The following is a 12,670-nucleotide window of genomic DNA, read 5'->3' as shown; positions in this document are numbered from 1 at the left end:
TTTAGAATCTATTTATATGAGTTAAAAAATGACCAATTTATTATTGTTTTCCCAATCTAACTTACAGAGTTCAACTCTGGCTCACTATTTAGAAACTAAACTCAGTCACCCCCTACTTATTATTGACAATATCAACAATAGCGACATTCTTTCTCATCCAGAAGAGCATGTTGTCCTTATCGACTTATCCACCCATTGTGATGTCACCGAGCTATCAAATCATCTACAAAAGTATCGAAACAATGTAAAAACTGTTCTCATAAATACTCCTAAAAACATCCCACTAGAAGAACTTGTGATATGGCCAAATCTTTTTGGGATGTTCAAGCATTCAGACGATATAGATACCGTATGCAAAGGCCTTGCAACAATACTGAATGGAGAAAACTGGCTTTCAAGAAAGGTGCTTAACGAACTGCTTGACTACTATAGAACAAATACCACTTCAAGAACGACAGCAAAAACAACCCAGCCTGAAATCGAGCTCACAAGACGAGAATCAGAAATATTACAAACTCTCAAAAGTGGTGCATCCAATATAGAAATTGCTGACAAATTGTTTATAAGTGAACACACGATAAAGTCACATTTATATAATATCTTCAAAAAGCTGGAAGTGAAAAATAGGTTACAAGCCATGTCTTGGGCCAAACAAAACCTCGACTAACTCCTACTCTCATACTTTAGTGGCAAAAACTCAGGCTTTTGCTCGTTTTTAAAATCAAGAACGAGTAAAAGCCCCCCTAGAATCCATTCTTTATTCCCTCTTAAAAAAATCTAATATTCGCTAAATTATCAGCTCAAAAAAATGAAACACGGATGTTATCAATAAGCTGAACCTGAGCGCATATCGTCCATCCTCCACAACCGAAATTCTTAGTCATACTGGGGTTACACCTAGGGGCGGTAGCGTGACTAATTTACTTTCACCAATTAAGAAGATACTTACATTATGGAAAAAAAAGGCCTAATTCGCTCACACGAAACAGAGTTTGCTTTCCTGTATCGTCTAACTGATGTCATTTTTATTGCATCTACTCTTTATGTAATTGCGAGCTTTTACTTAAATACATTTACTCAAGAATATCTATTAGCTGGTGCCCTTGGGGTCCTTAGTTTCTTGCTTGCCGCAGAAAGCTCAAACCTTTATCGCTCATGGCGTATTAGCTCTTTTAAAGAACAAGTATCAGCAACAATCCTGCCTTGGATCTTCAGTATTTCTATTTTATTAACCTTAGGCTACTTTTCTAAAACAAGTGAAATATACTCACGCGTTGCAATCGGTTCTTGGTTTTTAATTACTCCCCTTATCCTCGTTGGCTGGCGCTATTTATTTAAGTCAGCGTTAAAGGCCTTAAGAAAAAAAGGGTTTAATAAAAGACAAGCCGCTATTATTGGTGTAACAGACACGGGCTTAGCCTTAGCGAAAGAGTTAAAAAGAAAAAACAGTTTAGGTATAGAGCTCGTTGGCTTTTATGATGAGCGCGCTCCGGAACGCCTGAAGTCTCAAATGGATTTGCCATTACTAGGCTCTGTGTCTGATGCCCTTCAAAAAGCAAAAGAAGGTGAAATAGAACATGTCTACATTGCGATGCCAATGCATGCAAACCACCGAATCGCTCAATTTTTAACTCAATTTTCAGATACAACAGCTAATACCTATTTAGTTCCTGACTTCTTTACTTATAACCTGCTGCATTCTCGCTGGCATCAAGTTGGCAACATCCACACCTTAAGTGTCCATGACACCCCTTTTAATGGCTTAACTGGCTGGGTAAAAAGAGCAGAAGATATCGTTTTAGCGCTCATCATTATCGCACTAATCAGTCCGGTCTTATTAATTGTCGCGTTGGGCGTCAAATTATCATCTCCAGGTCCAATATTATTCAAACAAAACCGTTACGGACTTGATGGTCGTAAAATTAAAGTATGGAAATTCCGCTCCATGAACACCATGGACAATGGAAGTGTCGTCAAACAAGCCACAAAAAATGACCCGCGAATCACCCCTTTTGGTGCCTTTATTCGCCGCACATCACTGGATGAGTTACCACAGTTTTTCAATGTTCTTCAAGGAAAAATGTCCATTGTAGGCCCAAGGCCTCATGCTGTTGCGCATAACGAAGAATATCGAGAAATAGTTGAACGCTACATGTTACGCCACAAAGTAAAGCCAGGTATTACAGGCTGGGCTCAAATTAATGGTTATCGCGGCGAGACTGACACCCTCGATAAAATGGAAAAGCGTGTTGAGTTTGATCTTGCTTACATCCAAGGTTGGTCACTGTGGATGGATTTAAAAATTGTTTTTTTAACTGTTTTCAAAGGTTTTGTTGGTAAAGCAGCTTACTAATAAGGAGGGAACCAATGTCCACTATCAGAAAAAAAAGCTACTCCGCAGGACTCGTATCAGCTTCCATACTGTTTACACCGCTGAGCTTAGCCATTGAGAACGAACCATACCGAACAGAATCAGGCATTGAAATAGCGCCATACTTATCGGCTTCCTATGGGTATGACGACAATATTACTCAAGTCTCAAATGACACAAATAAAACATCGTCTCCTTTATTAGAAGTCACCCCAGCTGTTGCCATAAAAGCCGAACGGGGAGAAAGCACCTTTTCTGCTGGGTATGCTTTAACAAACGGCAGCTACTCGCAAAGCTCGCAAGACAATTACCTCGATCACCGATTTCGAAGCGATAACTTCTTACGTTTTAATACTAGAAATGGTTTAGCCCTAAACTACAGCTACATGTATTTACATGAAAATCGCGGTTCAGGGATTTCGGAAGGTGATAACGCATCCAACGCCATTAATGAGCCACTGAAATACGATAGCCATGATATTAATTCAACGTATGTCTACGGCTCTGAAAATGCAAAAGGTCGACTAGAAGGCTCTTTAGGCTACGGCAATCGCATTTATAAAAATTTCAGGTATTTTGAAGCAGCTCCAGAGCAAAGTAGTCGTTTTAATGACTATGATGAAAACCGATATGCCATGAGCTTTTATTATCAAGTGATGCCAAATACCGAAGCTATTTTTGATATCAAAAAATACGATCGTAGGTATAAGCATCATGCCTCAAGCGCGACGATCCAAGACAGCAATACAATATTTTATTACCTTGGTGCTAAGTGGGATATCTCAGGTAAAACAAACGGGACAATAAAACTAGGCCTGCAAGATAAAGACTTCATCAGTGCGAATACAGAAGGGTTTAACGGTTTCAGCTGGAGTGCTGAGCTTGAGTGGACACCAAAAGAGTACTCCACTATTACAGCATTAACCTCACAGGCAGCAAAGGATCCAGAACAAGATGGTGATTATATTGAAGAACAATATTATCAGCTTGGTTGGAAACACTATTGGAGCGCAAAAGTATACAACAATATAACAATTGCACATCGTGATGAAAATTATACCGGTGTAAATAGAGAAGAAACAACTAACTTCAGTGATATTACCTTAGGTTATGAAATACGCCGCTGGTTTGAGATCTCTGCTAACTGGAAAAGAATAGAAAAAGACTCCAGTTTATCCAACTATGGTTATAAACAAAATTACTGGGGAATAAATGCAAATGTTACCTTATAAACTGTATCAATCAAAAAATATATTTATTTTTATATTTATATTTATGCTTCCGTTGAAATCATATTCAAGCCAAATTAATCATAATTATAAGTTAGGTGCTGGAGACAAAATTAAAATAGTTGTTTATGGAGAAGACGATTTATCTATTGATGAATTACTAATCAGCTCCAGCGGATCCTTTGATTATCCATATCTAGGACAACTAACAACTAAAGGTAAAACACCTAAAGAAATAAAGGATAAGATACAGTCTGGATTAAAAGGTGATTACTTAATTAACCCTAAAGTCATGGTTAATATTATTAGCTTCAGGAAAATATACGTAAATGGTGAAGTAAAAAGACCTGGTGGCTATGAATATCAGCCAGGCTTAACCGTTGATAAAGCTATAGCACTGGCTGGAGGTTTTACTGACCGAGCCTCTAAAAGCTCCATAAAAGTCAAAAAAGAAGAAAATGGAAAAGACATTAAAAAGGCCAATCTTGATACAAAGATAATACCTGGAGATATTATCGTAATAGAGCAAAGTTTCTTTTAATTTACCGCTATATAGGCTTGATTACCATGCAGTTTAGTACACCAGATGAACTAAGAAATAATGAAATCACTATCGATTTCAGTAAATACTTAAATAACATTAAAAAAAACTGGTTAAAGATTTCTTTATTCACCCTATTATGCACAATAATTGCCACTCTAACAGTATTATCGATAACGCCATCATATCGAGCGACTGCGACACTATTGATTGAATCTGAACAGAAAAAAGCGGTATCAATAGAAGAGATAGTAGGAATTGATAGCAGTAAAAAAGAATACTATTCAACACAATATGAAATACTAAAATCTAATAACGTTGCCAAGAAAGTAATTAATGAGCTAGATTTGTACTCTGTTCCTGAGTTTAACGGACAGAAAGAAAATAGTAGCCCTTCACTAAAAGAAAAAATAATCGAGTTTTTAAAACAGTTCCCTCTGATGAAGGCTTTTTTCCCAGAAAAGCCTGAAGTATCAAATGAAACAAGGCAAGCAGCGCTTGAACTGCAAGTTTTATCTATATTTAAAAGCAAATTAACCATATCTCCTATCCGGAGTACTCAATTAGTAAAAATTACGTTTGAGTCTCAAGATCCCATTCTTGCTGCAAAAGTTGCAAATACAGTCGGCAAAGCATTTATTGAAAATAACTTAGATTCTCGTTTATCAGCAACACAGCAGGCATCCGGCTGGATTACCTCACGTTTACAAGAACTGAAAGAACAACTAATTAGCTCCGAAGAGCAATTAACTGAGTTTTTAGAACGTGAACAACTCATCGATAATAGTGGTATTGATAACCTAACAAGTACAGAGCTACGCAACTTAACCAATAGATTATCTAAAGCTACCGACCGCAGAGTGGCAGCAGAATCGCTATACAACACTTTACAAAAAAACCAAAATACGGACTTATCTACCCTAGCTTCAATTTCAGAAATTTCAAATCACCCTCAAATAAGAGATATCAGAAAGTCTGAAATTGACATAGAGAAGCAGGTTAATGAGCTAGCAAAAAGATACGGGCCAAAACATGACAAAATGATCCGAGCTCAAGCGCAGCTTAAATCCGTACAACAAAGAGCTAATAATGTAGTAAAAGAGCTTGCAAGAGGTATCGAAAAAGAACTTCAAAGTGCAAGACATCAAGAAAGTATCATCAGAGAAGAGCTCTCTAATAAAAAAGAAGAGTTTCAAATTTTAACCGTTAAGAAAACTCGTTATGACTCTTTGAAACGAGAAGTTGATACAAACAGTCAGCTTTATAATTTATTTTTAACTCGTCAAAAAGAAACGTCGGCAACCAGTGATTTTCAAGCCGCAAATGCTAGGTTTACGGATCATGCGATGGTTCCTTTGATCCCTGCATCTCCTAAAAAAACAAAACTCATTATTGCATCAATGTTTGCTAGCTTAATGGCTGCGATTACTTTTTCAATTTTAATTTCGTCATTAAAAAATACGATTGAATCAACAAAAGATTTTGAAGATAAATTCGGCCTAATACCTTTAGGTGGTATACCTATTGTAAAGAATAAAAAATTCAAGAAGAAAGATTTAGATAACTCAATCTTCTTTAACCAAGATGAATATTTTTTCAGCGAGTCGATTCGCTCAATCAGAACTTCTCTACTCTTAAATGCCGTAAATAATAACAGAAAGAGAATAAGTATTAGTTCTTCCGTTCCAGGAGAAGGGAAAACGACAACAGCAATTAATCTTGCCATGTCGCTATCAAAAATGGAAAAGGTTGTATTAATCGATTGTGATTTACGAAAACCAGCAATAGCAGAACGCTTTGGTTTAAAGAAGAATAAAAAAGGGTTAACCAACTATTTATTAATGGGATCAGAGTTAGAAGAGTGCTTATATCGAGATGAACAATCAGGATTAGTCATTATTCCTGCCGGCATGTTATCTCCTAATCCACAGGAATTACTGAGCTCATCAAAATTTGAATCGCTTCTCAATAAATTAGAAGAAAAAGTGGATCGTATTATTTTAGATACTCCCCCGACTTTATCTGTTAGTGATTCTTTAGTGGTGAGTCGATTAGCCAACGCGACGGTTATTGTTGTAAAAGCCAATTCAACTAAACAAAACCTGATTCAAAACACAATGGCTAAGATGCTAAAACACGACATACTAATTGATGGTGTGATTGTTAACCAAATCAATAAAAAATCGAATAGCGTTGAACATGGATATAGTGCTTACGGCGAGTACTATCAAGCAGCAGAATCTTAAATCCTTGAGAAAAATAAAATGAAAGAAGTTGAAAAAAAGGTCTTATTTGTATTTGGAACTAGACCAGAAGCAATAAAAATGGCTCCGGTGGTAAAAGAAAGCCAAAAGAATAAGAATCTAAAAACTTACGTCTGTGTTACCGCTCAACACAGAGAAATGTTAGACCAAGTACTAGACTTATTCGCTATTAAACCAGATTTTGATCTTAACATCATGAGCCCCGGCCAAGATTTAACAGATGTTACATGCAAAATACTTACGGGCCTTAGAGATGTGCTAAAGGAATTAAAACCAGACTGTGTACTGGTTCATGGAGACACATCGACAACTCTAGCTTCCAGCTTAGCTGCCTACTATCAGCAGATCCCAGTAGGGCACATCGAAGCAGGACTTCGTACCGGTAATATATACTCTCCTTGGCCTGAAGAAGGGAATAGAAAATTAACAGGCAGTCTCACGAAACTGCACTTTGCGCCAACAGACCGATCACAGCAAAATTTATCAAAAGAAAATGTTAATAAAGAAGACATTTACATCACTGGTAATACCGTTATCGATGCCCTGCTTGATGTAAAGGAAAAAATAGAAACAGAACAGAGCTTATATAAAGAACTGTCATCGTCTTTCCCTTTCTTAGATCCAAACAAAAAATTAATTTTAGTGACTGGTCATCGCCGTGAAAGTTTTGGTGGTGGGTTTGAAAGAATCTGCCAAGCTTTAGCAAAACTGGCTGAACGTGATGATATCCAAATTTGCTACCCAGTGCATCTTAACCCTAATGTTCAGGAGCCGGTTAACCGATTACTGTCCTCCTCTAATAATGTGCATTTGATCGACCCACAAGACTATTTGCCGTTTGTCTTTTTAATGACAAAAGCACATATCATTTTAACTGACTCTGGCGGTATTCAAGAAGAGGCCCCTTCACTAGGAAAACCAGTTCTAGTAATGAGAGATACAACGGAAAGACCAGAAGCAGTTGAAGCTGGAACCGTTAAGTTGGTTGGAACCGACCCTGAGCTAATCACATCTAGTGTCAACCAATTACTTAATGACAACGGTTTATATAACACCATGGCGAAAGCGCACAATCCATATGGCGACGGAAAAGCCAGCCAAAGAATTGTTGATATTTTAAATAGTTTTTTAAATTCTAAATAAAGAAAAAGGTTTAGCATGAGTTTAAATAAAGTTTCCGTTATCGGTCTAGGGTACATAGGTTTGCCTACGGCCGCTGTTATTGCTTCACGTGGTATTGATGTTATCGGGGTAGATGTCAATCAACATGCGGTAGATACAATCAATGCTGGTAATATTCATATTGTCGAGCCAGATTTAGATATTGCCGTTCGAAGTGCAGTAACAGTAGGAAAGCTCAAAGCAACGACGACTCCTGAAGCCGCCGATGTATTCATGGTTGCGGTCCCTACTCCATTTAAAGGGGATAACCACCAACCTGATTTAAGCTATATTGAAGCAGCAGCAAAAGCCATAGCGCCTGTTTTAGAAAAAGGTAACCTAGTTATACTAGAATCCACTTCACCTGTTGGCGCTACTGAGCAACTTGCTCATTGGTTACAAGAAGCCCGCGAAGACTTAACTTTCCCTCAGACTAAAGGAGATGCTGCAGATATTAATGTTGCACACTGTCCGGAAAGAGTCCTGCCTGGCTATGTAATGCAGGAACTAATTTCTAACGATCGTGTCATTGGCGGGCTTTCTGCTCGTTGTTCGCAAAAAGCAGCGGATTTGTACAAAACATTTGTACGTGGGGAGTGTATTACAACTAATGCACGAACTGCGGAAATGGCAAAATTAACGGAGAACTCATTCCGAGATGTAAACATCGCTTTTGCAAATGAGCTATCTGTAATTTGCGAAAAACTAAAAATTAATGTTTGGGAGCTGATTAAGTTATCCAATCGCCACCCACGCGTAAACATTCTAAATCCAGGGCCGGGCGTTGGTGGGCACTGTATAGCGGTCGACCCTTGGTTTATCGTTGATAGCTGCCCTGAAGAAGCAAAAATCATTAAACAAGCCCGATTAATTAATGATGCCAAACCTTATCATGTCATTGATCAGATCACTGATGCGGCTGATGAATTTAAGCGCCCAGTCATTGCCTGTTTAGGGTTGGCTTTTAAAGCAGATATTGATGATCTCCGCGAAAGCCCAGCCTTGCAAATAGTCAATGAACTAGCAAATAGAGCAACAGGGCAACTATTAGCCGTTGAACCTAATGTTCACTCCTTACCTAAAGAGCTCGTATTAGCTGGTGTAGAGCAGGTTTCTTTAGAAACAGCATTAGAAAAGGCCAACATTATTGTCGTGTTAGTTGATCACAAAGAGTTTAAGTCTGCAGACAAAACTCAGTTTGCCAAAAAGGTAGTTATAGATACTCGCGGAATTATTTAAATCACATTATAAAGGCTGGAATTAAGTTGATTATATTAGATGCAACTATAACTTTCTTAGTCTCCTCTGCTTTAGATACAAACCCAATAAAAATATTAGTTTCAGCCGCACTATTTATACTGTTTTTACTTAAACTAAAAGAACAAAACTGGAAGTATTCACTATCAAAAGAAGCTCTAGTTTTGTTCTTAATTATTTTTATTGCATGTATTAATTCTGTATTATTTTTCCTTTTTGGTGAATATTCCTTTGAATCAAACGATACAGCTCAATTGCTAGGCATAAGAAAGTTTGTCATTGAATCTGTTTTTGCAGTTCTTCTTTACAGCTACTTAAGGAGTAAAAGTTATAATTTCATACTAAACATAATATACATAGGTGCAGCAGTAAACTGCATTGTGGCATTAATCGAAATGCCGATGGTTCTGAGCACACCTCACAGAGCAAAAATGTTATTCTTTGAACCTAGTTCTGCTGGATTTTATTATTGTTTCAGTGTTTTTTTATTGTTCTTAGGAATTAACAACAACATAATAAAAAGAAACATTGCTATTTCATTCTCCCTAATTGGTTTAATTGCTTTTTCAAAAGCCCAATTTCTCGTGTTGTTAATAGTTGCAGTAATTACAGCTAAAATGCACATAAAATTAGTATCACTTTTTCTTCTCTCTTTCATTAGCATTAGCTTTAGAACAGAAATCAGTGACTATTATGATATCTTGCTCAATGACAGCCTCCAAATATATGGTATTGATCGATTAATAAAATCCCTCAGTGAACATGGCATATACGGGTTATCCAACTTGTATGATGTTACTGACACTTATGTAACTAGATTAAGTGGAATATATGTATCGATAATGACTCTTTTTGAGTATCCTTTTGGTATTGGTGTCTCTACTTTTAATCTTTGGTATAAGCAATATTTAATCGATACTAACTTAATCAATGTATTCATTGGTGGTGAAGTAAGCTTAATGTTTCAAGGAGAAGCATGGGCCAGTCCGAGATCACGAATCTTAGAAATCATTGTTGCATCAGGATTTATTGCTCTAATTGGTTTTGTATATTTAGTAAAGTCCTTTTTTAAGGAGAGAAAATACAATTACCTATTATACGTTGCTTTCCTGTCAACTTTTATTGCGGGCATTATATTAGAATTAAACCCGATATTAGACTACTTAGTGATATTAATACTATTACTAGAAAAATGCAGAGAGAAACGAAGGGAACATAATAATAATGTTGTTAAAGAAAATAGCACCTCACATAATATCCAAGCTTCCCACTAATTTTTTAAGAGTTACCTTATATAATAAGGTACTTGGTTATAAGATAAAAAAATCCAAAATAGGATATGGAACTGTAATATCAGTTAACGATTTTGACGTATCAGACAGTTACATTGGTAAAAAAAATATTTTTTATGGGCCAATAAAGGTTTCAATCAAAGATAACTGTCGTATCTCAGATCATAACGAGTTTCATTGTGGGTATTGGCTTAATGAAAATGAATTAGAAAAGGCCAATTTATATTTATTGGGCGAAGTAAATATCACCAGTAAGCACTTTTTTGACCTATCAGGAGGAATATCAATAGGAAAAGGGAGCTGGATAGCAGGAAGGTCAAGCCAATTTTGGACTCACGGAGCAGGACAAAGACCAGAAGGCATAAACATTGGTAACGAGTGCTATATTGGTTCTTCTGTAAAAATAATTCAAGGTGTTAATATTAGCCACTCTAATACCATAGCAATTGGTTCTATCGTGAATAAAAGTTTCATTAAAAGAGATACTTTGATAGCAGGATGCCCTGCAATTGAAAAAAAGCAGAATTACAAATGGAAAAATAACACATAATATTATGGAAAAGATACTAGTTATTATTGATAAGTACAGTTGCTCAACAGCTATATGGACCGCATATAAAAAACATATTTTTAGCATATCTAAAAATTTCCAAGTAGAACTTATGATTGACGAAAATGTTAACATGGATGTTCTTGATGGAATTAATGACATTGGATCTTCAATAACAACCTACTCTGGCACATTTGGGCTATATAAAAAAATAGCAACTTCCCCAGCAAGAAAGATATATTTACCACATATTTTATTAGTGTCTACACTATCCCCTTTAAAACTATTAAAGAAAGAACTTTACCTTTGGTTACAAGGGATACTACCAGAAGAGTCCTATTTGAAAAATAAATCTAAAGCACGATTAAAAATATTATCTCATATTGAAAATTACTCCTTGAGAATGTGTAGCGGTATAACTATTGTATCTAATTCTATGCTTGGCCACATTAATAAAAAGTATGGTATAAAAATAAATAATCACCTGCTAATTCCTTGCCTATCCGATCTGAAATATAATACCAATATAGAGAAAGAACACATGTCTTTTGTGTATGTTGGAGGTGCTTCTGAATGGCAAAAAATAGACTTAGTTTTGAGTGAATTTAAAAAAATAAAAGAAAAAAACCTTGATGCTAAGCTTGATTTCATCTCAAAAGATAAAGATAAAATCACGAATATGATATCAGATCTTCCTGATAATATTAAAAGCTCTATAAAAATATATTCCATTAATAATCGAGATGACATGGAGAAGTCTTTAAGCCTATACCAATATGGTTTTTTATTTAGGGATAATATTGAGGTTAATAACGTTTCATCTCCAATAAAATTTTGTGAATATATTTCTTGTGGTATAAAACCAATTATCTCAGATCATATTGGTGACTACTCATTATGGGTTAAAAATGAAAATCTTGGAATAGTCTGTGATCATAAATCAGATATAAACCTTGATAACATCGAAATATCTCCTTTAGAGTTAGTAAAAAAGTATGATAATTATTGCTCTTCAATAAAAAGCAACTCTGGTTTTATGAAATTATTTACACTAGGTAATAATTAATGAAAAAAATAGCCATTATTGGAAGAAAACCCAAGCCCTATGGTGGACTGTCCATATTTGTACAAAGACTAGAGAGTAAACTGATAAAAGAAAAAAACCACGTTTTATCTATTGATCCAAGAGATAAATCATCAATTATAAAGTTTGCTGTTTTTTCTCCGTTTGCAAAATGGGATAAAATAATTATAAACAATTTTTCTTTACTGTTTCTTGTTTTACTATTTTTAACCAATAAATTAAAATTTGTTACTTTGGTTGACCACAATCACAGTCGACATTTCAATAAAAAAAACAAAATCTATATCAATGTATTGAAATTGTTAATTCCTAAAATCGATACATTATGGCTTGTCAGTAGCCACTTAAAAGAAAACTATTTTAGGTATGATATAAAAGAGCCTAAAGAAACTATTGTTGAGTCACCTTATATTCCTGTAAGTTCAGATATTTTAAATCAAGATAAAAGAAATATCCCTCAAGATTTAAAATCAATGATAAAAAATCAGCGATATACTTTTATAAACAGCTCATCACAGTCAATATCTTCATTATCAGAAGACATATATGGAATAAAAGATAGCATTGAGGCTATTGCTAATATTAATGACTCTAATTTAATCATTAGTCATTCTATATTTAATGAAAAAATAAAAAATGAAATAGAGGGCATTGCTAAAAATCTAAATATCAATGATCGTGTGCATTATATTAAAGGCGATTTTCCTCTTTGGGCAGTATTTAGCGATATCACAGCGTTCCTCAGAACAACAAAAACAGATGGGAACAGTGTATCCATAATGGAGGCTTTAGATGCACATACACTAGTAATAGCATCAGACTCAGTGCCAAGGCCAAATGGATGCTATATATATCAAACAGGCAATGTTGAAGATCTATCTGAAAAGATGCTCTCTACTATACAAAACAATGTTAATTAAA

Annotated in this window: 11 protein-coding genes; all 11 read left to right on the top strand. The window is 35.5% G+C overall.

What is annotated here, in order from left to right; all coding sequences use genetic code 11:
• Positions 1-28 precede the first annotated feature (28 nt).
• The 11 genes from MHO82_RS16740 (at position 29) to MHO82_RS16690 (ending at position 12,669) form a co-directional block, all read left to right on the top strand.
• Positions 29-667: a LuxR C-terminal-related transcriptional regulator gene (locus tag MHO82_RS16740; RefSeq protein ID WP_239185535.1), complete on the top strand. Its 639-nt coding sequence runs from the start codon at positions 29-31 to the stop codon at positions 665-667.
• A gap of 285 nt (positions 668-952) precedes the next feature.
• Positions 953-2,353 (top strand): undecaprenyl-phosphate glucose phosphotransferase, encoded by a 1,401-nt coding sequence (locus tag MHO82_RS16735; protein WP_239185533.1) that lies wholly within the window; start codon positions 953-955, stop codon positions 2,351-2,353.
• A 14-nt stretch (positions 2,354-2,367) separates the two neighbouring features.
• Positions 2,368-3,603: an outer membrane beta-barrel protein gene (locus MHO82_RS16730; RefSeq protein ID WP_239185531.1), complete on the top strand. Its 1,236-nt coding sequence runs from the start codon at positions 2,368-2,370 to the stop codon at positions 3,601-3,603.
• Between the two features lie 43 nt (positions 3,604-3,646).
• On the top strand, positions 3,647-4,141 hold the full coding sequence (locus tag MHO82_RS16725) for a polysaccharide biosynthesis/export family protein (protein ID WP_239185622.1): 495 nt from the start codon (positions 3,647-3,649) through the stop codon (positions 4,139-4,141).
• Between the two features lie 26 nt (positions 4,142-4,167).
• Positions 4,168-6,387 carry a polysaccharide biosynthesis tyrosine autokinase gene (locus MHO82_RS16720; RefSeq protein WP_239185529.1) on the top strand — a complete coding sequence of 740 codons (2,220 nt, stop codon included), beginning with the start codon at positions 4,168-4,170 and terminating at the stop codon, positions 6,385-6,387.
• Between the two features lie 18 nt (positions 6,388-6,405).
• Positions 6,406-7,548, top strand: a complete 1,143-nt coding sequence (gene wecB / locus MHO82_RS16715; RefSeq protein WP_239185527.1) for a UDP-N-acetylglucosamine 2-epimerase (non-hydrolyzing) — start codon at positions 6,406-6,408, stop codon at positions 7,546-7,548.
• Positions 7,549-7,563: 15 nt separating this feature from the next.
• Positions 7,564-8,805, top strand: coding sequence for a UDP-N-acetyl-D-mannosamine dehydrogenase (gene wecC / locus MHO82_RS16710; protein ID WP_239185525.1), 1,242 nt, complete (start codon positions 7,564-7,566; stop codon positions 8,803-8,805).
• A 26-nt stretch (positions 8,806-8,831) separates the two neighbouring features.
• Positions 8,832-10,097 carry a hypothetical protein gene (locus MHO82_RS16705; RefSeq protein WP_239185523.1) on the top strand — a complete coding sequence of 422 codons (1,266 nt, stop codon included), beginning with the start codon at positions 8,832-8,834 and terminating at the stop codon, positions 10,095-10,097.
• Positions 10,048-10,665: a hypothetical protein gene (locus tag MHO82_RS16700; RefSeq protein ID WP_239185521.1), complete on the top strand. Its 618-nt coding sequence runs from the start codon at positions 10,048-10,050 to the stop codon at positions 10,663-10,665. Before MHO82_RS16705 ends, MHO82_RS16700 begins: the two co-directional genes overlap by 50 nt.
• Positions 10,625-11,731, top strand: a complete 1,107-nt coding sequence (locus tag MHO82_RS16695) for a hypothetical protein (RefSeq protein WP_239185519.1) — start codon at positions 10,625-10,627, stop codon at positions 11,729-11,731. The genes MHO82_RS16700 and MHO82_RS16695 overlap by 41 nt, the downstream gene beginning before the upstream one ends.
• Entirely contained in the window at positions 11,731-12,669 is a 939-nt protein-coding gene (locus MHO82_RS16690) for a hypothetical protein (protein WP_239185517.1), read from the top strand. Before MHO82_RS16695 ends, MHO82_RS16690 begins: the two co-directional genes overlap by 1 nt.
• Position 12,670: the final 1 nt, after the last annotated feature.

Origin of the sequence: Vibrio sp. Of7-15 (assembly GCF_022347565.1) — a bacterium.
GTDB lineage: Bacteria > Pseudomonadota > Gammaproteobacteria > Enterobacterales > Vibrionaceae > NORP241.
The sequence above is the reverse complement of the archived record's forward strand: the minus strand, read 5'-3'. Positions and strand labels throughout refer to the sequence as shown.

Coding starts and splice junctions, on each gene's coding strand:
- MHO82_RS16735 (WP_239185533.1), top strand. CDS start 953: ATGGAAAAAAAAGGCCTAATTCGCTCACACGAAACAGAGTTTGCTTTC.
- MHO82_RS16740 (WP_239185535.1), top strand. CDS start 29: ATGACCAATTTATTATTGTTTTCCCAATCTAACTTACAGAGTTCAACT.
- MHO82_RS16730 (WP_239185531.1), top strand. CDS start 2,368: ATGTCCACTATCAGAAAAAAAAGCTACTCCGCAGGACTCGTATCAGCT.
- MHO82_RS16720 (WP_239185529.1), top strand. CDS start 4,168: ATGCAGTTTAGTACACCAGATGAACTAAGAAATAATGAAATCACTATC.
- MHO82_RS16700 (WP_239185521.1), top strand. CDS start 10,048: ATGTTGTTAAAGAAAATAGCACCTCACATAATATCCAAGCTTCCCACT.
- MHO82_RS16725 (WP_239185622.1), top strand. CDS start 3,647: ATGCTTCCGTTGAAATCATATTCAAGCCAAATTAATCATAATTATAAG.
- MHO82_RS16690 (WP_239185517.1), top strand. CDS start 11,731: ATGAAAAAAATAGCCATTATTGGAAGAAAACCCAAGCCCTATGGTGGA.
- wecC (WP_239185525.1), top strand. CDS start 7,564: ATGAGTTTAAATAAAGTTTCCGTTATCGGTCTAGGGTACATAGGTTTG.
- wecB (WP_239185527.1), top strand. CDS start 6,406: ATGAAAGAAGTTGAAAAAAAGGTCTTATTTGTATTTGGAACTAGACCA.